The 25,833-nt window shown below is 60.2% G+C and carries 24 protein-coding genes and 1 tRNA gene; 12 read left to right on the top strand and 13 right to left on the bottom strand.

Features of this window, described 5'->3' with window-relative positions; genetic code table 11:
* Nucleotides 1–10: 10 nt before the first annotated feature.
* A complete protein-coding gene (locus CAG02_RS14325; RefSeq protein WP_085709641.1) occupies nt 11–862 on the bottom strand; it encodes a DNA-3-methyladenine glycosylase in 852 nt (283 codons plus the stop codon).
* Complete coding sequence (arcD, locus tag CAG02_RS14320; protein WP_085709640.1) at nt 859–2,286, bottom strand: arginine-ornithine antiporter; 1,428 nt, start codon at nt 2,284–2,286, stop codon at nt 859–861. Before arcD (CAG02_RS14320) ends, CAG02_RS14325 begins: the two co-directional genes overlap by 4 nt.
* A gap of 437 nt (nt 2,287–2,723) precedes the next feature.
* Here arcD (CAG02_RS14320) and arcD (CAG02_RS14315) point away from each other — a divergent pair, with 437 nt between their 5' ends.
* The 12 genes from arcD (CAG02_RS14315) (at nt 2,724) to CAG02_RS14260 (ending at nt 17,341) form a co-directional block, all read left to right on the top strand.
* Nucleotides 2,724–4,151 (top strand): arginine-ornithine antiporter, encoded by a 1,428-nt coding sequence (arcD, locus tag CAG02_RS14315; protein ID WP_085709639.1) that lies wholly within the window; start codon nt 2,724–2,726, stop codon nt 4,149–4,151.
* A gap of 34 nt (nt 4,152–4,185) precedes the next feature.
* Nucleotides 4,186–5,442 (top strand): arginine deiminase, encoded by a 1,257-nt coding sequence (arcA, locus tag CAG02_RS14310; protein ID WP_085709638.1) that lies wholly within the window; start codon nt 4,186–4,188, stop codon nt 5,440–5,442.
* A 69-nt stretch (nt 5,443–5,511) separates the two neighbouring features.
* A complete protein-coding gene (locus CAG02_RS14305; RefSeq protein ID WP_025126828.1) occupies nt 5,512–6,522 on the top strand; it encodes an ornithine carbamoyltransferase in 1,011 nt (336 codons plus the stop codon).
* A gap of 75 nt (nt 6,523–6,597) precedes the next feature.
* Nucleotides 6,598–7,527 (top strand): carbamate kinase, encoded by a 930-nt coding sequence (gene arcC, locus CAG02_RS14300; protein WP_085709637.1) that lies wholly within the window; start codon nt 6,598–6,600, stop codon nt 7,525–7,527.
* Between the two features lie 64 nt (nt 7,528–7,591).
* Entirely contained in the window at nt 7,592–7,954 is a 363-nt protein-coding gene (locus CAG02_RS14295; RefSeq protein ID WP_085709636.1) for a DUF5064 family protein, read from the top strand.
* A 209-nt stretch (nt 7,955–8,163) separates the two neighbouring features.
* On the top strand, nt 8,164–9,672 hold the full coding sequence (locus CAG02_RS14290; RefSeq protein ID WP_085709635.1) for a sigma-54-dependent transcriptional regulator: 1,509 nt from the start codon (nt 8,164–8,166) through the stop codon (nt 9,670–9,672).
* A 450-nt stretch (nt 9,673–10,122) separates the two neighbouring features.
* Nucleotides 10,123–10,506 (top strand): glycine cleavage system protein GcvH, encoded by a 384-nt coding sequence (gene gcvH, locus CAG02_RS14285; RefSeq protein WP_085709634.1) that lies wholly within the window; start codon nt 10,123–10,125, stop codon nt 10,504–10,506.
* A gap of 10 nt (nt 10,507–10,516) precedes the next feature.
* Nucleotides 10,517–13,369 carry an aminomethyl-transferring glycine dehydrogenase gene (gene gcvP / locus CAG02_RS14280; protein WP_085709633.1) on the top strand — a complete coding sequence of 951 codons (2,853 nt, stop codon included), beginning with the start codon at nt 10,517–10,519 and terminating at the stop codon, nt 13,367–13,369.
* Between the two features lie 216 nt (nt 13,370–13,585).
* Nucleotides 13,586–14,962 carry an L-serine ammonia-lyase gene (locus CAG02_RS14275; protein WP_085709632.1) on the top strand — a complete coding sequence of 459 codons (1,377 nt, stop codon included), beginning with the start codon at nt 13,586–13,588 and terminating at the stop codon, nt 14,960–14,962.
* A gap of 51 nt (nt 14,963–15,013) precedes the next feature.
* On the top strand, nt 15,014–16,138 hold the full coding sequence (gene gcvT / locus CAG02_RS14270; RefSeq protein WP_085709631.1) for a glycine cleavage system aminomethyltransferase GcvT: 1,125 nt from the start codon (nt 15,014–15,016) through the stop codon (nt 16,136–16,138).
* A 404-nt stretch (nt 16,139–16,542) separates the two neighbouring features.
* Entirely contained in the window at nt 16,543–16,755 is a 213-nt protein-coding gene (locus CAG02_RS14265) for a cold-shock protein (protein WP_007951194.1), read from the top strand.
* A 97-nt stretch (nt 16,756–16,852) separates the two neighbouring features.
* Nucleotides 16,853–17,341, top strand: coding sequence for an RDD family protein (locus CAG02_RS14260; protein ID WP_085709630.1), 489 nt, complete (start codon nt 16,853–16,855; stop codon nt 17,339–17,341).
* 58 nt (nt 17,342–17,399) lie between these two features.
* Here CAG02_RS14260 and nadA read toward each other — a convergent pair whose 3' ends face one another.
* The 11 genes from nadA to ybgC form a co-directional block, all read right to left on the bottom strand.
* Nucleotides 17,400–18,458 (bottom strand): quinolinate synthase NadA, encoded by a 1,059-nt coding sequence (gene nadA / locus CAG02_RS14255; RefSeq protein WP_039766022.1) that lies wholly within the window; start codon nt 18,456–18,458, stop codon nt 17,400–17,402.
* Between the two features lie 271 nt (nt 18,459–18,729).
* A tRNA-Lys gene (locus tag CAG02_RS14250) sits at nt 18,730–18,805 on the bottom strand.
* Between the two features lie 63 nt (nt 18,806–18,868).
* On the bottom strand, nt 18,869–19,561 hold the full coding sequence (gene queC, locus CAG02_RS14245; protein ID WP_085709629.1) for a 7-cyano-7-deazaguanine synthase QueC: 693 nt from the start codon (nt 19,559–19,561) through the stop codon (nt 18,869–18,871).
* Between the two features lies 1 nt (nt 19,562).
* The gene (gene queE / locus CAG02_RS14240) at nt 19,563–20,210 is read right to left on the bottom strand and encodes a 7-carboxy-7-deazaguanine synthase QueE (RefSeq protein ID WP_085709628.1); all 648 of its coding nucleotides are present in this window, start codon (nt 20,208–20,210) and stop codon (nt 19,563–19,565) included.
* A gap of 165 nt (nt 20,211–20,375) precedes the next feature.
* The gene (gene ybgF / locus CAG02_RS14235) at nt 20,376–21,209 is read right to left on the bottom strand and encodes a tol-pal system protein YbgF (protein ID WP_085709627.1); all 834 of its coding nucleotides are present in this window, start codon (nt 21,207–21,209) and stop codon (nt 20,376–20,378) included.
* A 6-nt stretch (nt 21,210–21,215) separates the two neighbouring features.
* The gene (gene pal / locus CAG02_RS14230) at nt 21,216–21,713 is read right to left on the bottom strand and encodes a peptidoglycan-associated lipoprotein Pal (protein WP_003178634.1); all 498 of its coding nucleotides are present in this window, start codon (nt 21,711–21,713) and stop codon (nt 21,216–21,218) included.
* Nucleotides 21,714–21,765: 52 nt separating this feature from the next.
* On the bottom strand, nt 21,766–23,046 hold the full coding sequence (gene tolB / locus CAG02_RS14225) for a Tol-Pal system beta propeller repeat protein TolB (protein ID WP_170931606.1): 1,281 nt from the start codon (nt 23,044–23,046) through the stop codon (nt 21,766–21,768).
* Nucleotides 23,047–23,063: 17 nt separating this feature from the next.
* A complete protein-coding gene (tolA, locus tag CAG02_RS14220; protein WP_085709625.1) occupies nt 23,064–24,143 on the bottom strand; it encodes a cell envelope integrity protein TolA in 1,080 nt (359 codons plus the stop codon).
* Nucleotides 24,143–24,595 (bottom strand): protein TolR, encoded by a 453-nt coding sequence (gene tolR, locus CAG02_RS14215; RefSeq protein WP_162803534.1) that lies wholly within the window; start codon nt 24,593–24,595, stop codon nt 24,143–24,145. The genes tolA and tolR overlap by 1 nt, the downstream gene beginning before the upstream one ends.
* 23 nt (nt 24,596–24,618) lie before the next feature.
* Nucleotides 24,619–25,314, bottom strand: coding sequence for a protein TolQ (gene tolQ, locus CAG02_RS14210; protein ID WP_007912733.1), 696 nt, complete (start codon nt 25,312–25,314; stop codon nt 24,619–24,621).
* Nucleotides 25,304–25,771, bottom strand: coding sequence for a tol-pal system-associated acyl-CoA thioesterase (gene ybgC, locus CAG02_RS14205; protein WP_085709624.1), 468 nt, complete (start codon nt 25,769–25,771; stop codon nt 25,304–25,306). The genes tolQ and ybgC overlap by 11 nt, the downstream gene beginning before the upstream one ends.
* Between the last annotated feature and the right edge of the window lie 62 nt (nt 25,772–25,833).

The raw sequence follows: 25,833 nt of genomic DNA, 5'->3' as shown, positions 1-25,833 counted from the left end.
CGTGCGAGTTTCAATCCGCACGACTCGACGATGTCCACAAAACCTGCGCCGCATAACCGCGAAACGGTCGCCAAGTCTCCGCGCGGGCAGACAATTCCCGCGCCGTCATCCGCTCTCCTTCCAGCACTTCCAGTGCCCGCAACAACCCCACATCCCCGGTCGGGAACCCGTCCATGTCCCGCAACTGCCGCAGCGCGATGTACTGCGCCGTCCAGTCGCCAATCCCGTGCAGCGCCAGCAACCGCGCCGTTCCTGATTCAAACAGCAACGGATCATCCAGCAACGCCTGCGCCACCCCGGACAAGGTGCGCCCGCGACTTTTCGGCATGCCCAGCGTTGCCAGATCGGCGTTCGCTAAAACGGCTGCCCGAGGAAAGACGTGAGTCAGTCCAGGCACCGATGAATGCAACGGTTCGCCATACTGCGCCAGCAGTTTCCCCGCCAGCCGGATCGCCCCGACCACGGTAATCTGCTGCCCCAGCACGGCCCGAAACGCCAGCTCCAGTCCGTCCCACGCCCCCGGCACCCGCAACCCCGGGCGCTCGGCAATCAACCGCGCCAGCAGCGGATCTGCCTTCAAATGCCGCTGCATCGTCGGCAGATCCGCGTCCAGATCGAACAGCCGACGCAAGCGCATGATGATCTCGGGAACCGCTGACGGATCCGGGAAATCCAGCTCCACCTCCAGCGCATCGCCGTCACCGGGCCAGACCGAAACCGTGCCGTGAACGCCGTCCAAACCGATGCTGCGCGAATACACGCCATCGATCACCGCCTCCATCCCGACCACCGCCCGCGCCGCGAGAAACCCGAGCATCGCCGGCCAGTCGTAGGGCGACTGATATTCGAGCCCCAGCCTCACAGTGACAGCAAGCCGCTGTACAACCCGTAGGCCGCCAGCCCGGCTCCGGCGATCACGCAGGTGAAGATGCCCTTCTCGATGGTGGTGAACAGCGGCTCACCCTGCTCATGCTTGGCCTTGGCGAACAGGATCACCCCCGGGGCATACAGCAGCGCCGACAACAGCAGGTATTTCACCCCGCCGGCATACAGCAACCACACCGCGTAGCACAGGGCGATGCCGCCGATCAGCAGGTCCTTGGTGCGTTCGGCCGAGGCATGTTCGTAGGTTTCGCCTCGCCCGCTCAACAGCACCGCATAGGCCGCCGACCACAGGTACGGCACCAGAATCATCGACGACGCGAGGTAGATCAGGCTGGTGTAAGTGCCGGCGGAAAACAGCGTGATCAGCAGGAAAATCTGGATCATCACGTTGGTCAGCCACAGCGCATTGACCGGCACATGGTTGGCATTTTCCTTTTTCAGGAACGCCGGCATGGTCTTGTCCTTGGCGGTGGCGAAGAGAATTTCGGCGCACAGCAGCGCCCATGACAGCAACGCGCCGAGCAACGAAATCGCCAGGCCGATGCTGATCGCCAGCGCGCCCCACGGCCCGACGATGTGTTCCAGCACCGCCGCCAGCGAAGGGTTCTGCAGGGTCGCCAGTTCCGGCTGACTCATGATCCCCAGCGACAGCACGTTGACCAGCACCAGCAGCGCCAGCACGCCGATGAAACCGATCACCGTGGCCCGGCCGACATCCGCGCGCTTTTCGGCCCGCGCCGAATACACGCTGGCGCCTTCGATACCGATGAACACGAACACGGTGACCAGCATCATGTTGCGCACCTGATCCATCACCCCGCCGAAATTCGGGTTGCTGCGGCCCCAGATGTCGCGGGTAAAGATATCGGCCTTGAACGCCACGGCAGCGATGACGATGAACATGACCAGCGGCACGATCTTGGCCACGGTGGTCAGCTGATTGATGAACGCCGCCTCCTTGATCCCGCGCATCACCAGAAAATGCACGGCCCACAGCAGCACCGAGGCGCAACCGATGGCGATCGGCGTGTTGCCCTGGCCGAACACCGGAAAGAAGTAGCCGAGGGTGCTGAACAGCAACACGAAATACCCGACGTTGCCCAGCCAGGCACTGATCCAGTAGCCCCACGCGGAAGAGAATCCCATGTAGTCACCGAAGCCGGCTTTGGCGTAGGCATAGACGCCAGAATCCAGCTCCGGCTTGCGGTTGGCCAGGGTCTGGAACACGAATGCCAGAGTCAGCATGCCGATGGCGGTGATTCCCCAGCCGATCAGGATGGCGCCGGCGTCGGCACGAGCCGCCATGTTCTGCGGCAAGGAGAAAATCCCCCCGCCAATCATCGAACCCACCACCAGGGCGATCAGTGCGCCAAGGCGCAGCTTTTGCGTCGGTTGCGACATACAAATCTCCTTGAAATATGTGGTGAGGTTTTATTTGTAACAACTATTAACTAAACGGCTAATAGCCGAAGACGTTTATCAGGTAATGCCAACAAACGCCCACTTATATATAGCGGATGACGCTAACACCTAGCACGTTAAGTCAGTTTTGTGCGCCGATCCTAATAAATCAATTCTGTACTGAAAACAGATGTGAAAAATTTGCCAAAACCTGAAAAGCAACTAGCGTGATAACTCGAAAGTAATAGGATCCATTCCCAATCAAATCGACCAAAGGCCTCTGGGACGGGCCTTCCAGACAGTAGCCTTATGCCTGCAGTGGATTCATAAGTCATTCATTAACAATGGAATGTGGCCATGCACTGATCTATGTCAGCTGTTTGAACAGTCAACAGAACTACGCTGTGAACTCTTCTCTCCTGCAATGGAGTCATGCAATGTCTGAAGCTCCCGGAAAACTACGACTAGGTGCACTGGTTGCCCTGGTAGTCGGATCAATGATCGGTGGCGGGATATTCTCTTTGCCACAAAACATGGCCGCCAGCGCCGACGTCGGTGCGGTACTGATCGGGTGGGCCATCACCGCCGTCGGCATGCTCACCCTCGCTTTCGTCTTTCAAACCCTCGCCAATCGCAAACCTGACCTGGATGGCGGCGTGTACGCCTACGCCAAGGCCGGTTTCGGCGACTACATGGGTTTCTCGTCCGCCTGGGGCTACTGGATCAGTGCCTGGCTGGGCAACGTCGGTTACTTCGTTCTGCTCTTCAGTACCCTCGGTTATTTCTTTCCGATTTTCGGTGAAGGCAACACCGTTGCCGCCGTGATTGGTGCCTCGGTGCTGCTGTGGGCCGTGCACTTTCTGGTGCTGCGCGGGATCAAGGAAGCGGCGTTCATCAACCTCGTGACCACCGTCGCCAAGGTCGTGCCGCTGCTGCTGTTCGTCCTGATCGCGATTTTCGCCTTCAAACTGGACATCTTCACCGCCGACATCTGGGGCGTGAAAAACCCGGACCTGGGCAGCGTGATGAATCAGGTGCGCAACATGATGCTGGTCACCGTGTGGGTGTTCATCGGCATCGAAGGCGCGAGCATCTTCTCGGCCCGGGCGGAAAAACGTTCGGACGTGGGTAAAGCCACCGTAATCGGTTTCATCACCGTGCTGCTGTTCCTGGTGCTGGTGAACGTGTTGTCGCTGGGGATCATGACCCAACCGGAACTGGCCAAACTGCAGAACCCGTCGATGGCCGCCGTGCTTGAGCATGTGGTCGGTCACTGGGGCGCGGTGCTGATCAGCGTCGGCCTGATCATCTCGCTGCTGGGGGCGTTGCTGTCGTGGGTGCTGCTGTGCGCGGAGATCATGTTCGCCGCCGCCAAGGACCACACCATGCCGGAGTTCCTGCGCAAGGAGAACGCCAACCACGTGCCGGTCAACGCCCTGTGGCTGACCAACGCGATGGTCCAGCTGTTCCTGGTCATCACCCTGTTCTCGGCCAGCACTTACCTGTCGCTGATCTACCTCGCCACTTCGATGATTCTGGTGCCGTACCTGTGGTCGGCGGCCTACGCCCTGTTGCTGGCGGTACGTGGCGAAAGTTACGAGGGCTTCGCGGCCGAGCGCCGCAAGGATCTGATCATCGGCGGCATCGCCCTGATCTACGCGGTCTGGCTGCTCTACGCCGGTGGCGTGAAGTACCTGCTGCTCTCGGCCCTGCTCTATGCGCCCGGCGCGATCCTGTTCGCCAAGGCCAAGCTCGAACTCAAACAACCGGTTTTCACCAACGTCGAGAAGCTGATTTTCGCCGCGGTGGTCGTGGGTGCCCTGGTGGCGGCCTACGGTCTCTACGAAGGCTTCCTGACTCTGTAATTGCCAAACGTTTTATCTCTGGAGGATCACTGAAATGACCACGGAAAAAGTTAAGTACGGCGTCCATTCCGAAGCCGGCAAACTGCGCAAAGTCATGGTTTGTTCCCCAGGTCTGGCCCATCAGCGGCTGACCCCGAGCAACTGCGACGAACTGCTGTTCGACGATGTGATCTGGGTCAATCAGGCCAAGCGCGACCACTTCGACTTCGTCACCAAGATGCGCGAGCGCGGGATCGAAGTGCTGGAAATGCACAACCTGCTGACCGACATCGTCGGCAACCCCGAAGCGCTGAAATGGATTCTGGATCGCAAGATCACCCCGGACACCGTCGGTGTCGGCCTGACCAACGAAGTGCGCAGCTGGCTCGAAGGCCTGGAGCCACGCAAGCTCGCCGAGTTCCTGATCGGCGGCGTGGCCGGCGAGGATCTGCCGGACAGCGAAGGCGCCAGCGTGATCAAGATGTACCGCGATTACCTGGGCCACTCCAGCTTCCTGCTCGACCCGCTGCCCAACACCCAGTTCACCCGCGACACCACTTGCTGGATCTACGGCGGCGTGACCCTCAACCCGATGTACTGGCCGGCCCGTCGTCAGGAAACCTTGCTGACCACCGCCATCTACAAATTTCACCCTGACTTCACCGGCGCCGACTTCGAAGTCTGGTACGGCGACCCGGACAAGGACCACGGCAAGGCCACCCTCGAGGGCGGCGACGTCATGCCGATCGGCAATGGCGTGGTGTTGATCGGCATGGGCGAGCGCACCTCGCGCCAGGCCATCGGCCAACTCGCACAATCGCTGTTCGCCAAGGGTGCGGTGGAAAAAGTCGTGGTCGCCGGCCTGCCGAAATCCCGCGCGGCGATGCACCTGGACACCGTTTTCAGCTTCTGCGACCGCGACCTGGTCACGATCTTCCCGGAAGTGGTCAAGGAAATCGTGCCGTTCATCATCCGTCCTGACGAAAGCAAACCTTACGGTCTGGACGTACGACGGGAGAACAAAACGTTCCTCGAAGTCGTGGCCAACTCGCTGAACCTGCCGAACCTGCGCGTGGTGGAAACCGGAGGCAACAGCTTCGCCGCCGAACGCGAGCAATGGGATGACGGCAACAACGTGGTGGCCGTGGAGCCGGGTGTGGTCATCGGCTACGACCGCAACACCTACACCAACACCCTGCTGCGCAAGGCAGGCGTGGAGGTCATCACCATCAGCGCCGGCGAACTGGGCCGTGGCCGTGGCGGCGGCCACTGCATGACCTGCCCGATCATCCGCGACCCGATCGACTACTAAAACTCTGAGCCCTGGCCGCGACTCACAAAGAGCGGCCAGGGGGATAACCGACACCGAAGGAGATCCATCATGGCTTTCAATATCCACAACCGTAACCTGCTCAGCCTGGAACACCACACCCCACGTGAGCTGCGTTACCTGCTCGACCTGTCCCGCGACCTGAAACGCGCCAAGTACACCGGCACCGAGCAACAACACCTGAAGGGCAACAACATCGCCCTGATCTTCGAAAAAACCTCGACCCGCACCCGTTGCGCGTTCGAAGTTGCCGCCTATGACCAGGGCGCCAACGTCACCTACATCGACCCGAATTCCTCGCAGATCGGCCACAAGGAAAGCATGAAGGACACGGCCCGCGTGCTGGGTCGCATGTACGACGCCATCGAGTACCGTGGCTTCAAGCAGGAAATCGTCGAAGAGCTGGCCAAGTTCGCCGGGGTACCGGTATTCAACGGCCTGACCGATGAATATCACCCGACCCAGATGATCGCCGACGTGCTGACCATGCGTGAGCACGCCGACAAGCCGATCCACGAAATCAGCTACGCCTACCTGGGCGACGCCCGCAACAACATGGGCAACTCGCTGTTGCTGGTCGGCGCCAAACTCGGCATGGACGTGCGCATCTGCGCGCCGAAAGCCCTGTGGCCCCACGATGATCTGGTACAGCGCTGCAAAAAATACGCGGAAGAAAGCGGCGCCCGCATCACCCTGACCGAAGACCCGAAAGCCGCCGTCAAAGGCGTGGACTTCATCCACACCGACGTCTGGGTATCGATGGGTGAACCGGTTGAAGCCTGGGCCGAGCGCATCGAGCAACTGCTGCCGTATCAGGTCAACGCACAACTGATGAAAGCCACCGGCAACCCGCGCACCAAGTTCATGCACTGCCTGCCGGCGTTCCACAACAGCGATACCAAGGTCGGCAAACAGATCGCCGAACAGTATCCGCACCTGGCCAACGGCATCGAAGTGACCGACGACGTGTTCGAGTCGCCGGCCTGCATCGCCTTCGAGCAAGCGGAAAACCGCATGCACACCATCAAGGCGATTCTGGTTTCGACTTTGGCTGATCTGTAAGCGTTGCCCCCCTGACCTGCGGGCGCCGCCAAAGGCTGCCCCCGCAGGCTCACTGAATTCTGAAAGGACTGCATTATGCGTATCGTCGTAGCTCTGGGCGGTAACGCCCTGCTCCGCCGTGGCGAGCCGATGACCGCTGACAACCAGCGCGCCAACATCCGCATCGCCACCGAGCAAATCGCCAAGATCCACCCTGGCAATCAACTGGTCATCGCCCACGGCAACGGCCCGCAAGTCGGCCTGCTGTCGTTGCAGGGCCTCTCCTATAAGCCCGATGAAGCCTATCCTCTGGACGTGCTCGGTGCCGAAACCGAAGGCATGATCGGTTACATCATCGAACAGGAACTGGGCAACCTGCTGGACTTCGAAGTCCCGTTCGCCACCCTGCTCACCCAGGTCGAAGTCGATCCCAAGGATCCGGCTTTCAAGGACCCGACCAAATTCATCGGCCCGGTCTATGCCAAAGAAGAAGCCGAGCGCCTGGCCAAAGAGAAAGGCTGGGTGGTCAAGGCCGACGGTGACAAATACCGTCGCGTGGTTGCCAGCCCGAAACCCAAGCGCATCTTCGAAATCCGCCCGATCAAGTGGCTGCTGGACAAGGGCAGCATCGTGATCTGCGCCGGCGGTGGCGGCATCCCGACCATGTACGACGAAAACCGCAACCTCAAAGGCATTGAGGCGGTCATCGACAAAGACCTGTGCTCGTCGCTGCTCGCCGAACAGCTGGAAGCGGACTTGCTGGTGATCGCCACCGACGTCAACGCGGCGTACATCGACTTCAAAAAACCCACCGAGAAAGCCATTGCCCAGGCCCACCCGGACGAACTCGAACGCCTGGGCTTCGCCGCCGGTTCCATGGGGCCGAAGGTGCAGGCAGCTTGCGAATTTGCGCGCCATACTGGCAAGGTCGCGGTAATCGGTTCGCTGGCGGACATCGAAGCCATCGTCCAGGGCACCGCCGGTACGCGGGTGAGCACCTCGAAACCCGGCATCACCTACCGATAAAAAAGAAATACTGGGGCAGACTCCAGGTCTGCCCTTCTCCCATGCCTTGAAAGGAGAGAACACCATGGCCCAGTTCGAACCCGGTCATTTGCACATCGAGCGGCACGCGTTGACCAAAGACGACGTCAACTACAACATCCGCCTCGAATACGAGGTGTCGCAGGATCCGCAAAAAGGCAAAGGGATACAGTTCCGGCTGGTTGGAAGCATCCAGGGCAAAGAGGTCAACGAACCGTTCTTCCTGCCCAAGGAAGAGGCCTACAACTTCGCGCGCAACGTGACGCAGATTGCCGAAAAGTACGGCATCCCCAAGAGCCACAGCCAGATCGGCTCGGTGCACAAGCATTACGACCTGATGTTTGAAGACATTCGTACGCAGCTGAATATGAAATCCGGGGATCCGGTCAATCCCGAGCATTTCGAGTAACCCGAACTCACCCCATACCCCCTGTGGGAGCGAGCTTGCTCGCGAAAGCGCTCTGTCAGTCCATATCTTCATTGCTGATACACCGCATTCGCGAGCAAGCTCGCTCCCACAAGGGTATGTAGCCAGCGGAAGAGCGCGCCCGGTTTCACCATTTCCCCGCCCCAAGGCATACTTGCCCCCCTCCGCACTCCAGAACCCAGAACCACCCCATGCGCATCCACGTCAGTTTCATCGACCGCGTCGGCATCACCCAGGAAGTCCTGGCGATTCTCGGTGGACGCAATCTCAATCTGGATGCGGTGGAAATGGTCCCGCCGAACGTCTACATCGACGCCCCGACCCTCAGCCCGCAAGTGCTCGAAGAATTGAAAGACGCGCTGTTCCGGGTGCGCGGCGTGGAAGCCGTGGTGGTGGTCGACATCCTCCCCGGCCAGCGTCGGCACTTGCAGCTCGACGCGTTGCTCGCGGCGATGACCGACCCGGTGCTGGCGCTGGACAGCGCCGGCAAGGTGCTGCTGGCCAACCCGGCGCTGATCGCCCTGTACGGTCGCGAGCCGGCGGGCGAAAGTGTCTCGGAGCTGTTCAACGATCCGGGCCTGCTAGAAACCTTGCTCGAACAGGGCTTCCGCTTGCCGCTGCGGGAGATCACCGTCAACGGCCAGACCCTGTTGCTGGATGCCACGCCGATCACTGACGCCGGTGCACTGCTGACCCTGTATCAACCGAACCGCATCGGCGAACAGCTCTCGGCGCTGCACCACGACCATGCCGAAGGTTTCGATGCACTGCTCGGCGAGTCGCCGCCGATCCGCACGCTGAAGGCCCGGGCGCAGCGCGTGGCGGCCCTCGATGCACCGCTGCTGATTCAGGGCGAAACCGGCACCGGCAAGGAACTGGTGGCCCGCGCCTGTCACGCCATCAGCGCCCGGCACAACGCACCGTTTCTGGCGCTGAACTGCGCGGCCCTGCCGGAGAACCTCGCCGAGAGCGAACTGTTCGGCTACGCCCCCGGCGCCTTCACCGGCGCACAACGGGGCGGCAAACCGGGGCTGATGGAACTGGCCAACCAGGGCACGGTGTTCCTCGACGAGATCGGCGAGATGTCGCCGTACTTGCAGGCCAAGCTGCTGCGATTCCTCAACGACGGCAGCTTCCGTCGGGTGGGTGGCGATCGCGAAGTCAAAGTCGATGTGCGGATACTCAGCGCGACCCACCGCGACCTGGAAAAAATGGTCAGCGAAGGCCTGTTCCGCGAAGACCTGTTCTACCGCCTCAACGTACTCAACGTCGAAGTGCCGCCGTTGCGCGAACGCGGTCAGGACATTCTGTTGCTGGCGCGCTATTTCATGCAGCAGGCCTGCGCACAGATCCAGCGTCCGGTCTGCCGCCTCGCGCCGGGCACCTATCCGGCGCTGCTCGGCAACCGCTGGCCGGGCAACGTGCGGCAATTGCAGAACGTGATTTTCCGCGCCGCCGCCATCTGCGAAAGCAGCCTGGTGGACATCGGCGACCTCGACATCGCCGGCACCTCCGTGGCGCGGCAGACCGACACCGACGTCGACAGTCTGGAAGAAGCGGTGGAAGCCTTCGAGAAATCGCTGCTGGAAAAACTCTACGTCAGCTACCCCTCGACCCGCCAACTGGCCGGCCGCCTGCAGACTTCGCACACCGCGATTGCGCACCGATTGCGCAAATACGGCATCCCCAACAAACCCTGATCTCACCGCAAATTCCCTGTGGGAGCGAGCTTGCTCGCGATGGCGGTGCGACATCCAAAAAGCTGTCGACTGACAGGCCCTCATCGCGAGCAAGCTCGCTCCCACAGGGTTTTCCATCCAGCCGGCTCTCGATCCAGTTGAGAGTCCTAGCCCGAAAGCGACCTCCATCTGTACTGAAAGCGCTACAGCGGAATGATATCGATACACCTTCCTCCGATCACCGCTGCGCAAGGCTTTGATCCACTTCAGCTTTTTTCTTTGCACCGAGCTGTAGCGATTTCGCTACAAGCCTCATCCTCAAAGTCCTTCGATAAAATATCAACTCATTGATTTATAACGATATTTTTACGTTGGCCGCGTTCTTGCTAAGTAACCGTTCATAAAATCAGGGCATTACCGCCCAAGTAATCCACCGCGTCCACCAGACGAGTCTGGCCCTTAGGAGATTCCATGAGCGAGTTGCGTTTTACTGAAGATCACGAATGGCTGCGCGCCGAAGCCGATGGTTCTGTCACTGTTGGCATCACCGCTTTCGCGCAGAACGCTTTGGGCGATGTGGTCTTCGTGCAACTGCCTGAACTGCAGGCTTACGAGAAAGGCGCCGAAGCCGCCACCGTGGAATCGGTAAAAGCCGCCAGCGGCGTGTACATGCCGCTGGACGGTGAAGTGCTGGCAGTGAACCCGGCGCTGGAAGATGCCCCTGAACTGGTCAACGAAGATCCGCTGGGCGAAGGCTGGTTCTTCCGCTTCAAGCCGTCGGATGCTTCCGCCGTCGCCAAGCTGCTGGATCAGGACGCCTACGACCGCCTGATCAAAGCCCAAGCCGAAGCCTGAGGAACCTGACATGACCCAAGTAAATCTCGGCACCGCCAACGAATTCATCGCCCGTCACATCGGCCCGCGCGCCGGTGACGAGCAGGCCATGCTCAACAGCCTCGGCTTCGACTCGCTCGAAGCCCTGAGCGCCAGCGTCATCCCGGAAAGCATCAAGGGCACCAGCGTGCTCGGCCTCGACGACGGCCTGAGCGAAGCCGATGCCCTGGCGATGATCAAAGGCATCGCCGGCAAGAACCAGCTGTTCAAGACCTACATCGGCCAGGGCTACTACAACTGCCACACGCCGTCGCCGATCCTGCGCAACCTGCTGGAAAACCCGGCCTGGTACACCGCTTACACCCCGTACCAGCCGGAAATTTCCCAGGGCCGTCTCGAAGCGCTACTGAACTTCCAGACCCTGATCAGCGACCTCAGCGGCCTGCCGATCGCCAACGCTTCCCTGCTCGACGAAGCCACCGCTGCTGCCGAAGCCATGACCTTCTGCAAACGCCTGAGCAAGAACAAGGGCAGCCACCAGTTCTTCGCCTCGATCCACAGCCACCCGCAAACCCTCGACGTGCTGCGCACCCGTGCCGAGCCACTGGGCATTGAAGTGGTGGTCGGCGACGAGCGTGAACTGACCGACGTGACGCCGTTCTTCGGCGCCCTGCTTCAATACCCGGCGAGCAACGGTGACGTGTTCGACTACCGCGAACTGACCGAACGCTTCCACGCCGCCAACGCCCTGGTGGCCGTGGCTGCCGACCTGCTGGCCCTGACCCTGCTGACTCCGCCGGGCGAATTCGGCGCGGACGTGGCCATCGGCAGCGCCCAACGTTTCGGCGTACCGCTGGGCTTCGGCGGCCCGCACGCGGCTTACTTCTCCACCAAAGATGCGTTCAAGCGCGACATGCCGGGCCGTCTGGTCGGTGTTTCGGTTGACCGTTTCGGCAAGCCTGCCCTGCGCCTGGCGATGCAGACCCGCGAGCAACACATCCGCCGCGAGAAGGCCACGTCGAACATCTGCACCGCACAAGTGCTACTGGCCAACATCGCCAGCATGTACGCCGTGTACCACGGCCCGAAAGGCCTGACCCGCATCGCCAACCGCGTGCATCACCTGACCGCGATCCTGGCCAAGGGCCTGAGCGCACTGGGCCTGACCGTCGAGCAAACCAGTTTCTTCGACACCCTGACCCTGGCCACCGGCGCGCAAACCGCCGCGCTGCATGACAAGGCCCGCGCCCAACAGATCAACCTGCGAGTGATCGATGCCCAGCGTCTGGGCCTGTCGGTCGACGAAACCACCACCCAGGCCGACATCGAAACCCTGTGGGGCCTGTTCGCCGACGGCAAGGCTTTGCCTGATCTCGCCGCTCTCGCCGCTGCCGCGCAAAGCACCATTCCAGCTGCACTGGTGCGTCAGTCGCCGATCCTCAGCCACCCGGTGTTCAACCGCTATCACTCGGAAACCGAGCTGATGCGCTACCTGCGCAAACTGGCGGACAAGGACCTGGCACTGGATCGCACCATGATTCCGCTGGGCTCGTGCACCATGAAACTCAACGCCGCCAGCGAAATGATCCCGGTGACCTGGGCCGAATTCGGCGCCCTGCACCCGTTCGCCCCGGCCGAGCAAAGCGCCGGCTACCAGCAACTGACCGACGAACTGGAAGCGATGCTCTGCGCCGCTACCGGTTACGACGCGATCTCGCTGCAACCGAACGCCGGTTCCCAGGGTGAATACGCAGGTCTCTTGGCGATTCGTGCCTACCACCAGAGCCGTGGCGAAGACCGTCGCGACATCTGCCTGATCCCGTCGTCCGCCCACGGCACCAACCCGGCCACCGCCAACATGGCCGGCATGCGCGTGGTCGTGACCGCCTGCGACGCCCGTGGCAACGTGGACATCGAAGACCTGCGCGCCAAGGCCATCGAGCACCGCGAACACCTCGCCGCGCTGATGATCACCTACCCGTCGACCCACGGCGTGTTCGAAGAAGGCATCCGCGAGATCTGCGGCATCATTCACGACAACGGCGGCCAGGTGTACATCGACGGCGCCAACATGAACGCGATGGTCGGCCTCTGCGCACCGGGCAAGTTCGGCGGCGACGTTTCGCACCTGAATCTGCACAAGACCTTCTGCATTCCGCATGGCGGTGGCGGCCCGGGTGTCGGCCCGATCGGCGTGAAATCGCACCTGACCCCGTTCCTGCCGGGCCACGGCCACATGGAGCGCAAGGAAGGCGCGGTCTGCGCAGCACCGTTCGGCAGCGCGAGCATTCTGCCGATAACCTGGATGTACATTCGCATGATGGGTGGCGCGGGTCTCAAGCGCGCTTCGCAACTGGCGATCCTCAATGCCAACTACATTTCCCGTCGCCTGGAAGAGCACTACCCAGTGCTGTACACCGGCAGCAACGGTCTGGTGGCGCACGAGTGCATCCTGGACCTGCGTCCGTTGAAAGACAGCAGCGGCATCAGCGTCGACGACGTTGCCAAGCGTCTGATCGACTTCGGTTTCCACGCCCCGACCATGTCGTTCCCGGTGGCTGGCACGCTGATGATCGAACCGACCGAAAGTGAATCCAAGGAAGAACTGGACCGCTTCTGCGACGCCATGATCCGCATCCGCGAAGAAATCCGCGCAGTGGAAAACGGCACCCTGGACAAGGACGACAACCCGCTGAAGAACGCTCCGCACACCGCCGCAGAGCTGGTTGGCGAGTGGACTCACCCGTACAGCCGCGAACAAGCGGTGTACCCGGTGGCATCGTTGATCGAAGGCAAATACTGGCCGCCGGTCGGTCGCGTCGACAACGTGTTCGGCGACCGCAACCTGGTCTGCGCCTGCCCGTCGATCGAAAGCTACGCTTAAACGAATGAGGGGCAGGTAAACCTGCCCCTTTTTCCAGAACACCACAAAACCCTGTGGGAGCGAGCTTGCTCCGGGCGGCGTTCCGACGATAGCGGTAGATCAGCCAACATTGATGGTGACTGACACTCCGCTTTCGCGAGCAAGCTCGCTCCCACAAGGAAATGCATCAATCCTGACATTCCGCCAATTCCTATAACAAGAAACCGGAGAACAACCATGTCGTTAAGCGTGTTCGACCTGTTCAAGATTGGCATCGGCCCCTCCAGCTCCCACACCGTCGGCCCGATGCGCGCAGCCGCGCGCTTCGTCGAAGGCTTGCGCCGGGAAAACCTGTTGTCGGCCACCACCAGCGTCAGGGTCGAGTTGTACGGATCCCTCGGCGCCACCGGCAAGGGTCACGGCAGCGACAAGGCTGTGCTGCTGGGCCTGGAAGGTGAACACCCGGATACCGTGGATACCGAAACCGTCGCCGCACGTCTCACGCAGATTCGCGGCAGCGGGCGTTTGAACCTGCTCGGTGAACACAACATCGCGTTCAACGAGAAAGAACACCTGGCAATGATCCGCAAGCCGTTGGCCTATCACCCCAACGGCATGATCTTCCGTGCCTTCGATGCGGCGGGATTGCAGATCCGCAGCCGCGAGTACTACTCGGTCGGCGGCGGTTTTGTGGTCGACGAAGATGCGGCCGGTGCCGACCGTATCGTTGAAGACGCCACCCCGCTGACCTTCCCGTTCAAAAGTGCCAAGGACTTGCTCGGTCACTGCGCCACCTATGGTCTGTCGATCAGTCAGGTGATGCTGACCAACGAAAGCGCTTGGCGCCCGGAAGCGGAAACCCGCGCCGGCCTGCTGAAAATCTGGCAAGTGATGCAGGACTGCGTGGCCGCCGGCTGTCGCAACGAAGGCATTCTGCCGGGTGGCCTGAAGGTCAAACGGCGCGCGGCGGCACTGCACCGGCAACTGTGCAAGAACCCGGAATCGTCGCTGCGCGATCCGCTGTCGGTGCTGGACTGGGTCAACCTCTACGCCCTCGCCGTCAACGAAGAAAACGCCAACGGCGGGCGTGTAGTGACAGCACCGACCAACGGTGCGGCGGGGATCATCCCTGCGGTGTTGCATTACTACATGCGCTTCATTCCCGGCGCCAACCATGACGGCGTGGTGCGCTTCCTGCTGACCGCGGCGGCCATCGGCATTCTGTACAAGGAAAACGCCTCGATCTCCGGCGCCGAAGTCGGCTGTCAGGGCGAGGTCGGCGTGGCCTGTTCGATGGCGGCCGGTGCGTTGTGCGAGGTCCTTGGCGGCAGCGTGCAACAAGTGGAAAACGCCGCTGAAATCGGCATGGAACACAACCTCGGCCTGACCTGCGATCCGATTGGCGGGCTGGTGCAGGTGCCGTGTATCGAGCGCAACGCCATGGGCTCGGTCAAGGCGATCAACGCCGTGCGCATGGCCATGCGCGGCGACGGGCAGCACTTCGTCTCCCTAGACAAGGTCATCCGCACCATGCGCCAGACCGGCGCCGACATGAAAAGCAAATACAAGGAGACCGCCCGCGGCGGTCTGGCGGTCAACATTATCGAGTGTTAATTAGCCCCCTCTTCCGCCGGGAGAGGGTTGGTGTGAATCAAGGAGTCACGCATGTCCACCGAACAACTGTCGAAAACCCCGCTGCACGCTCTGCACATCGAACTCGGCGCCCGCATGGTGCCGTTCGCCGGCTACGACATGCCGGTGCAATACCCGCTGGGCGTGATGAAAGAACACCAGCACACCCGTGAGCAGGCCGGGCTGTTCGATGTCTCGCACATGGGCCAGATCCGCCTGACCGGCGCCAATGCCGCCAAAGCCCTGGAAACCCTGGTGCCGGTGGACATCATCGATCTGCCGGTAGGCATGCAGCGCTACGCGATGTTCACCAACGAAACCGGCGGCATCCTCGATGACCTGATGGTCGCCAATCTCGGCAACGACGAACTGTTCCTGGTGGTCAACGCCGCGTGCAAGGATCAGGACCTGGCGCATCTGCAAAAACACATTGGCGATCAGTGCACCATTACCGAGCTGTTCGAAGCCCGCGCCCTGCTCGCCCTGCAAGGTCCGGCGGCTGTAACCGTACTGGCACGCCTGGCGCCGGAAGTGGCGAAGATGACCTTCATGCAGTTCGCCCGCGTGACGCTGCTGGGTGTGGATTGCTTCGTCAGCCGCTCGGGCTACACCGGTGAGGACGGTTTCGAAGTCTCGGTACCGGCAGCCGATGCGGAAAAACTCGCCCGCGCCCTGCTGGCCGAACCGGAAGTCGCCGCCATCGGCCTTGGTGCCCGGGATTCGCTGCGTCTGGAAGCCGGCCTGTGCCTGTACGGCCACGACATGAACACCGACACCACGCCAATCGAAGCCAGCCTGTTGTGGGCAATCTCCAAGCCGCGCCGTGCCGATGGCGCACGGGCCGGCGGCTTCCCGGGTGCAGAACAGGTTTTCGCCCAGCAGCAGAACGGTGTCGCGCGCAAACGCGTCGGCCTGCTTCCGCAGGAGCGCACGCCAGTCCGTGAAGGCGCAGAAATCGTCAACGAAGCCGGCGACATCATTGGCAGCGTGTGCAGCGGCGGTTTCGGCCCGACCCTGGGCGGGCCATTGGCGATGGGTTACCTAGACAGTGCTTATGTCGCACTGGACACACCAGTCTGGGCCATCGTTCGTGGGAAAAAGGTGCAAATGCTTGTAAGCAAAATGCCATTCGTTCCACAACGCTACTATCGTGGTTGATTGACTGTTTCTATAAGTAACGCGATTGCGTTATGCATGCACTAATGTGTAACGCAATCGCCATAAAACAGTGCACTTCCCTTACATTCGATTCGAATATGAACTTGGCTTATAACGTTCGAAAACAATTGAACAAGCTAATCGTATAAGCCCGACTAGTGGACTGACTAACAGCCGGCAAGCACAGGAAAACCGGGGCCTTCACAGGGCTTGTTTTTCCTCCTGTAGTTGGCGTAGAGTTTGTCCACTGTGTTTGCATGGGTCAGCTTGGAATCGTGACCTGGGCAGTAGCCTACAAGTTAGCTACATCCCGTTCGACGTCTTCTTACTCTCCTGCAACCAGCTCCAGTACTCTTTCATGAGGAAGAGACTGTCATCAATTTTTGCGTCAAAGGAAATAAGAAATGTCCACACGTCAGAGCGGTACCGTCAAGTGGTTTAACGACGAGAAAGGTTTTGGTTTTATCACTCCAGAAAGCGGTCCGGATCTGTTCGTGCATTTCCGCGCTATTCAGGGCAACGGCTTCAAGAGCCTGAAAGAAGGCCAGAAAGTGACTTTCGTTGCCGTACAAGGCCAGAAAGGCATGCAGGCTGATGAAGTCATCGCTGAAGCCTGATTTTCTGTAACGAAAAAGCCCCTGATATTGATATCAGGGGCTTTTTTGTGCGCGCGAATCCGTAAAATGGCGCTTCACTTTCCGTCCAGAGGCTGCCATGTCGAAACACCTGCTCCTTCCCCAGGGCGACTTTCCTGCCGTCGGCCTCGGCCGTCGTCTGGCAGCGATGTTCTACGATTTTCTTCTGTGCACCGCCCTGCTGATCGTCACGGGCTTCGTCTATAAGCTGATCCAGGCCGCGATCATCGGCGAAGAGCGTCTGCGCGCGATGACCGACGCCGGCAAACTGGACGGCGATCCGCTGTACTCCACCGTGCTGCTGCTGGTGCTGTTCGGTTTCTTCGCCAAATTCTGGACTCACGCCGGCCAGACCCTGGGCATGCAGGTCTGGGGTATCCGCGTACAGAACGCCGATGGCACCGCGATCAGCCTGTGGCAGGCGCTGCTGCGGTTCATGGTGTCGATCGCGTCGTGGCTGTGCCTCGGCGTGGGGTTCTTCTGGTCGCTGTTCGACAAGCGCAAGCGCGCCTGGCATGACATCTACTCGGACACGCAACTGGTGCGGATCCCGAAAAAAGCCAAATAATCCTGCAGATGCAAAAACGCCCCGATCGAATCGGGGCGTTTTCGTTTGCGGCTGAAGGTCAGGCGTTGCCTGCCAGTTTCATCCGCGCAGCCTGAGTGAAGTCGAGCATGCGCTTGAGCGGGCGGATCGCCTGGGGAATCAGCGCCGGGTCGACGAAGATCTCGTTCGAGCCCTCCTTCAGGCACTTCAGCGTGCGCTCAAGGGTGTTCATGGCCATCCACGGGCAATGTGCGCAACTACGGCACGCCGCGCCGTTACCGGCCGTTGGCGCCTCGATGAAGACCTTGTCCGGGCACAACTGCTGCATCTTGTAGAAGATGCCACGGTCAGTGGCCACGATCAGGGTCTTGTTCGGCAGCGATTGCGCGGCAGCGATCAACTGGCTGGTGGAACCGACGGCGTCCGCCAGCTCGATCACCGACGTCGGCGACTCCGGGTGCACCAGAATGGCCGCGTCCGGGTACAGCGCCTTCATGTCTTCCAACTGCTTGGACTTGAACTCTTCGTGAACGATGCAGGCACCGTCCCAGAGCAGCATGTCGGCGCCGGTCTGACGCTGTATGTAGGTGCCCAGGTGCTTGTCCGGGCCCCAGATGATGGTCTCGCCGTTATCCATCAGGCTTTCGACGATCTCCAGCGCGCAACTCGATGTCACCACCCAGTCGGCCCGGGCTTTGACCGCGGCCGAGGTGTTGGCGTACACCACCACGGTGCGCTCGGGATGCTGATCGCAGAACGCCGAGAACTCATCCACCGGGCAACCCAGGTCCAGCGAACAGGTCGCCTCCAGGGTCGGCATCAGTACGCGCTTTTCCGGGTTGAGGATCTTCGCGGTTTCACCCATGAATTTCACGCCGGCAACCACCACGGTCTTGGCCGGGTGAGCGTTGCCGAAGCGGGCCATTTCCAGAGAGTCGGAAACGCAACCACCGGTTTCTTCGGCCAGGGCCTGAATGATCGGATCGCAATAAAAGTGGGCAACCAGCACCGCGTCCTGAGCCTTGAGCTCGGCGGCGATGGCGGAACGGTAATAAGCCTCTTCCTCGGCCGTCAGCGGCTTGGGCTGCTTGGCGTCAAGGTGGGCTTGTACCAGAAGGCGTTCGGAAATCTGCGTCATGTTCGCAAGACCTGCAGGCGCATTCGCGCGAAAGTCGAGTATACACCCGGCTCCGGACCGCTTGAGGGTACCGCCGGGAGAGTGAGTTTTATCAGGCACGGACAGCGTTGAAGCTGCGCAAGGCTACAGAATATCCGGTTGATGCAAAAGATGATTCTGACCTGTGTCAGCGCAGGACGCGCCGAACGGAAAAATGCCCGAATTGCAGGCAAAAAAAAACCCGGAAATCCTCACTTTCGTGGGCCTTCCGGATTTTCTAAACCGCCAAATATGGTGGGTCGTGTGGGATTCGAACCTACGACCAATTGGTTAAAAGCCAACTGCTCTACCAACTGAGCTAACGACCCGCTGTGTGGTGGCGCGTATAATACTGATTTTTAAGGACTATTCAACACCTAATTTGAAAAAAATCAAAAATAAGGTGTCGGGTCGCTGATTCCGGCCGCTGCAAAGCCTTCTGCACGCAGTCGGCAGCTGTCGCATTTGCCGCAGGCACGGCCATTATCGTCCGCCTGATAGCAGGAAACCGTCAGCCCGTAATCAACACCCAGCTTCACGCCAGTCTGAACGATCTGTGCCTTGCTCAGGTTCTGCAGCGGCGCCTGGATGCGGAAACCATTGCCCTCCACACCGGCCTTGGTCGCCAGGTTGGCCATACGCTCGAACGACTCGATGAACTCGGGACGGCAATCCGGGTAACCGGAGTAATCCACGGCGTTGACGCCGATAAAGATGTCACGGGCGCCGAGTACTTCAGCCCAGCCCAATGCCAGCGACAGGAACACCGTGTTACGTGCCGGCACGTAAGTGACCGGAATGCCCTCGCCCAGTTCTTCAGGGATATCGATGCTGGTATCGGTCAGGGCCGAACCGCCCATGCCATTCAGGTTCAGGCCGATCACCTTGTGCTCGACCACACCCAAGTCGCGGGCAACGCGAGCAGCGGCGTGCAATTCAGCGTGGGAGCGTTGACCGTAATCGAAGCTCATGGTGTAGCAGGCGTAGCCTTCTGCACGGGCCATGGCCACGACCGTTGCCGAGTCCAGACCACCCGACAGCAGGATGACCGCACGTTTTTCGTCGGTGTTCAGTTGTTCAGTCATCTCAGCGCCCCGGCTCATCATTCCATAGATATTTGTGCAGCTGCAGTTGCAACCGCACTGGCAGGTTATCCGCCACCACCCAGTCCGCCAGATCCCTTGCGTTCAGGTCATGGTGACTTGGAGAAAACAGGACTTCGCCGGCACGCCGGTCAAGCCCGTACTGGATCAGCTTGGAAACCGCCCAGTCATAGTCGTCCCGCGAGCAGATGACAAACTTCACCTGATCGTTGGGCGTCAGCAGTTCGATGTTCTCGTAACGGTTACGATGGGCTTCTTTCGAATCGGGCGTCTTCAGATCGACGACCCGACTGACCCGCGGATCAACCGCTGAAATGTCGAGGGCGCCGCTGGTTTCCAGCGAGACTTCGTAGCCGGCATCGCACAATTGCTTGAGCAAAGGGATGGCATTGGGCTGTGCCAGCGGCTCACCGCCAGTGACACAAACGTAGCGCGGGCGAAACCCGGCCACTTGATCGAGGATGTCGTCGAGTGTACGAATGGTGCCGCCGCTGAACGCGTAGGCACTGTCGCAGTATTGGCAACGCAACGGGCAACCAGTCAGGCGCACAAAAACAGTGGGCAGCCCGGCAGTCCGCGTTTCCCCCTGCAACGAGTAGAAAACTTCGGTGATTCTCAATGTGTCTTGCATAGTCGCCACGGGCGTAACAGCTAAACAGGCTGTCCGCCTCCGTCAGGCACTTCAGGCAACCCCGCCAACGCGTAGATCACCAGAAGCGTGTTTCATAAAAGGGCGTGAATTCTAACGAAAAAACCCGCGACAAGCGCGGGTTTCTTCCAAACGGGTCAAACACACTTACATGCGTTGCAGATCGCGTTGGGCCAACTGGGCAGCGGAGGTACCCGGATACTGGGACACCACTTGTTGCAGAATGCCTTTGACCTTGTCGGTGTGACCGAGGCGGCGCTCTACGTCAGCCAGCTTGTACAGCGAATCCGGCACTTTGGCATGCTTGGGATACAGCTGCGAAACCTTGGCAAAAGCCTGACCTGCACCTTGCAGATCGCCTTTGGCCAAGTTCACTTCACCCAACCAGTACTGGGCATTGCCCGCGTACTGGCTGTTCGGGTATTTACGCAGGAACGCGGCGAAAGCCTGGCTGGCCTTGTCGAAATCCTTGGCCTTGATCAGGTCGAAGGCTGCATCGTAATACAGCTTTTCCTTGGCCGGATCAGCCGGTTCACCACTCGCGGCAGGTGCCTGGGCAGCAGCCCCGGCTCCAGCAGCGGCACCGGCAGCAGCACTTGCATCGCCACCGGCAGAAGAATTCTCGGGAGTCGCGGCAGGTGCAGCACCGGATCCTATGCGCCGATCAAGATCCTGGTATCGCTCCAGGGATTCCTGCTTCATGCGCGCAACCTGATTCTGCAGTTCTTCGATCACGCCCTGCTGGCGCGATATCTGATCCTGCATTTGTTGCAGTTGGTTGAACAGCATGCCTTGTGCCGAGGCAGGGGCCGAAGCCGCTCCCCCGGCATAGGCGCCGTTCGTACCGTAACCTGCAGGCGGATAACTGCTCCCGCTATTGTTATAACCGGAGTTGTCATCGACCACAGGAACCGCAGCCCACGCCGCAAGCGACGCGAGGCTGAGAGCCAGAACAGTTACAGCACGACGGCACGTTCGCATATCGAATTACTTACGCAGTTCGACGCGACGGTTTTGAGCCCAGGACTGCTCGTCGTTGCCGGTAGCAACTGGACGCTCTTCGCCGTAGGAAACCAGTTCCAGCTGAGCTGGGGAAACACCTTGCAGTACCAGGTAGCGCTGAACGGCTTTCGCACGACGCTCGCCCAGTGCCATGTTGTACTCACGAGTACCACGTTCGTCGGTGTTGCCTTCCAGAACAACGCGAGCGCCGTTTGCTTTCAGGTCTTTGGCGTGAACGTCCAGAGCGCGCATGGCTTCTGGCTTCAGGTCCGAGCTGTCGTATTCGAAGTAGAAGGTGGTGATTGCGCGCAGAGCAGCTTCTTCGCTCAGGGAACCGTCAACGGCACCGGTGTTTGCGCCGTAACCAGCGTTTGGATCAACAGCGCCTTCACCGGCGTTGTCGCCGCCTTTGGACGAGCAACCTACAGCTACAGCCATGGCCAGAGCCAGCGCAGCAAATTTACCAAACTTCAGCATTTCCATCGTGAAACTCCTAATGAACCCCAGTGTGTTAAGTAAAACGTGTAGCGCCCGCTCACTTCAGGTAAGGGGACCAGGACGGTTCTCTGACTTCGCCTTGAGCGGTAGGAAGCGGGAGCCTAACGCGTCCATTAATGGACACGAGCATCAAGACTCCCCGGCCCTGTTGGCGGGTGGCGTAGATTACCATGGTGCCGTTGGGCGCAACAGTAGGCGACTCGTCCAGAGTGCTATCAGTGAGGATTTTTACACTTCCGCGCTGCAAATCCTGAGCCGCCACTTTGAAATTGGTGAAACCGTCCTGACGATGGATCATCACCAGGGTCTTTTCATCAGCCGAAAGCTTCGGGTTGGCGTTGTAGTTGCCCACGAACGTCACACGCTCGGCACCACCGCCATTGGCGCTGGTCTTGTAGATCTGCGGCTTGCCGCCACGGTCCGAAGTGAAATAGATGGTCGAGCCATCCTTGCCCCAGTACGGTTCGGTGTTGATGCCGGGACCGGCGGTCACACGAGTGATCTGACGCGAACCGAGGTTCATCACGTAGATGTCCGGGTTACCGTCCTTCGACAGCACGAACGCCAGGCGATTGCCATCCGGCGACCAGGCCGGGGCACCGTTCAGGCCTTCGAAGTTGGTGATCTGCTCACGGCGACCGGTGTCGATGTTCTGCATGAAGATGCGCGGACGCTTCTGCTCGAACGATACATAGGCAATACGCTTGCCGTCCGGTGCGAAACGCGGCGACAGAATCGGCTCGCGCGATTGCAGCAGAGTCACGGCGCGGGCACCGTCATAGTCCGAACGCTGCAGGGTGTAACGGGTGTTCTTCTCGGAGAAGCGTTCAGCCGTCACGTACAGCAGGCGAGTCGAGAACGCACCCTCGATGCCGGTCAGCTTCTGGAACGACTGGTCAGAGATGAAGTGCGCCATGTCCCGTATTTGCTCGGTGGTACCGGAAACACTGCCGTCCGCCACTTTCTGCTCGGTGGCAACGTTGAACAACGCCCACTGAACCTGCAGGCGACCACCGGCCGGCGTGATATTGCCGACCATCATGTACTGGGCACCTACCGCCTTCCAGTCACGGAAGATGATTTCGCTCGGCTGGCTTGGCTGGCTGATCATGTTCTGTTTTGGAATCGGCGAGTAATAACCCGAGTTCCGCAGGTCGTTGCCAATGATTTCAGCCATGTCATCCGGCAGGACGGCACCGCCCTGGAAACCGAACGGTACGACGGCGATCGGGGTCGCCCGATCGCTGCCGCTGGTGACCAGAATGTTCTTTTCATCCGCCATCGCGATCCCTGCCATGCAGCAGATCACGACCAGCATTCCTCGAAGAAGGTTTCTCACAAGGCTAGATCCTCAGGTGTGAATGTCATCTTGAATGAACGATACGGAGCGAAATCGCTCGGCTTCATTCCCTGCATTTCCGTCAAACGTCCAATATTCTTGACCGCCGCCACTGCCGACGCATCGAACGGACCGTCGCCACTGGACTTGGCCACGCTGACCGTAGTCACCGTACCGTCCGGCAACATGCCGATCTGCAGTACAACCGTCATGCCTTTGCGTGCCGAAGGAGGACGTGCCCAACCTTCCGCTGCCCGCGCACGAATCAAGTCATCGAAGCTGCCTGCGGTTTCGTCACCACGTTCGTCCGCCAAAGCCTGCTGACGCTCGGTCTTGTCGGACAACAGGTCGGCCAGAGCCTGGGCCTTCTTGTCCTCGACCGATTTGCGTGCCGCGTCCTGCGCTTTCTTCTTCGCAGCATCGGCAGCAGCTTTCTTCTTGGCTTCATCGGCGACTTTCTTCTTCGCCTCTTCAGCCTCGGCTTTCTTCTTGGCGTCTTCGGCGGCTTTCTTCTTCGCGTCTTCGACGATTTTCTTCTTGGCTTCTTCAGCGGCCTCTTTCTTGGCCTCTTCTTCAGCAGCCTTCTTGGCTTCTTCTTCAGCTTTCTTCTTGGCTATATCAGCCAATTGTTTCTCTTCTGCCTTCTTGGCTTCGGCGGCTTTCTTCGCGTCTTCGGCTTTCTTGGCTTCGTCAGCCTTTTTCGCCTGTTCCGCTTTCTTCGCCTCATCGGCCTTCTTGGCTTCCTCGGCCTTTTGAGCCGCTTCTTCTTTCTTTTGTTCCGCAGCCTTCACCGCTTCCTGCTCGACCTTTTTCTGCTCCATCTGCTCGACTTCGGTCTGGCGCGCGGCGGATTTCTTCGCCTCACCCGCAATCTTCTGATTGGTCTGGGTGGTTGCCTGACTTTTCGATTTCAGCTGGTAAAGGGTCGCCTGGACAATCGGCTTGGCCGGCGGCAGCTCCGGTGTCATGGCGAAACTGACGAACAGCATGCCGAACACCAGCACGTGCAAGCCAATCGCCCAGACACTGGGCCAGAAGTAGCTTTCCGAGGCGGACGGCTCTCGCTGTTGCTGCATCAGGGGGCCTCGGTGATCAAGCCAACATTACCGACCCCGGCTTTCTGCAACCCGCCCATGGCGCCCATGACGGAGCCATAATCGACGGACTTGTCGCCACGGATGAAGACCTGGGTGCGCTTGCCGCCTTCAGTGCCGGCGCGGATGATCTTGGTCACCGCGTCGGTCATCTGTGGCAGGGTCATGGCCCGGTCCTGTTGCTTCTCGGTGTCGACTTCGCTGCCAAGGTTCCAGTAGTAGGTCTTGTCAGCCTTGATCGAAATGGTCAGCACCTGGGTGTTGTTGTCCTGCGGCAAGGCTTCGCTGGAAACCTTGGGCAGATCCACTTTCACGCCCTGATTGAGCATCGGCGCAGTCACCATGAAGATGACCAGCAGCACCAGCATCACGTCGATGTAAGGCACTACGTTCATCTCGGCGACCGGCTTGCGCTTGTGTCGGGCTCGAGTGATTAAAGCCATCGGTAAATACCTGCTTATTCTTCGCTGGTGTGCACTTTGCGGTGCAGGATCGCCTGGAATTCATCGGCGAAGGTGTAGTAGCGGCTCAGCAAGGTTTCACTGCGGGCAGAGAAACGGTTGTAAGCGATAACGGCCGGGATCGCGGCGAACAGGCCGATCGCGGTGGCGATCAGGGCTTCGGCGATACCTGGGGCCACAGTGGCCAGGGTGGCCTGTTGTGCACTGGCCAGACCACGGAAGGAGTTCATGATCCCCCACACGGTACCGAACAGACCGATGTACGGGCTGACCGAACCGACGGTGGCGAGGAACGGCAGGCTTTGCTCGAGCTTCTCTTCCTCGCGGGAGATCGCTACGCGCATGGCACGGGCCACTCCTTCCATGACCGCTTCAGGGTCGACGCCCGGCTGCTGGCGCAGACGCGAGAATTCCTTGAAACCGGCACGGAAGATCTGCTCGACGCCCGAGTCCGGATCCGGGTTGCTGCCGGCCTGGCGGTACAGTTTGGACAGGTCGATACCCGACCAGAAGCGCTCCTCGAAGCTCTCCAGGGCACGTCGACCGGCGCGCAGCAGATTGCTGCGCTGAAAGATCATGATCCATGAGGTCACCGATGCGGCTACCAGGGTCAACATTACCAACTGCACCACGATGCTGGCATTGCTGACCAGGCTCCACATGGAGGAATGGTCGACGACGTTAGCTTCCACGCTTTATCTCCTGCTTCAAGTGTGTACCCGTGCCGACCGCGTCGGCGAAAGCCGCACGCAAGTCTTCGGGAAGGGCCCGGGGTTTCAAACTGTTAGTGCGCACACAGGCCACCAGAAACTGCCCCTCACAGAGCAGCACATTATCCGTTGCCCGCCTGACCTGCTGTCGAAAGCGCAGGCTGGCACGGTTCAATTCGATTACATCAGCGCTTACCAGCAGCTCGTCGTCCAGTCGCGCCGGCGCGTGATAACGCGCTTCGCTGGAGTGCACGACGAACAACAGGTCCTCCCCTGCCAGCGCCGACTGGGCAAAGCCCAGCTCCCGGAGCCGCTCGGTTCGAGCCCGTTCCATAAACTTGAGGTAATTAACGTAATACACGATGCCGCCCGCATCGGTGTCCTCGTAATAAACGCGACAACGATGTGCGAACGGCTCAAGCCCGTTTTGCGCGCGCATACTCTAGTGCTTACTCCTCGGGTTGCCAATCCGGCCAGGCAACTGTTTTTCATAGTTCGAAG

The sequence above is a fragment of the Pseudomonas sp. R43(2017) genome, assembly GCF_002112345.1.
Classification (GTDB): Bacteria; Pseudomonadota; Gammaproteobacteria; order Pseudomonadales; family Pseudomonadaceae; genus Aquipseudomonas; species Aquipseudomonas kribbensis.
The sequence above is the reverse complement of the archived record's forward strand: the minus strand, read 5'-3'. Positions and strand labels throughout refer to the sequence as shown.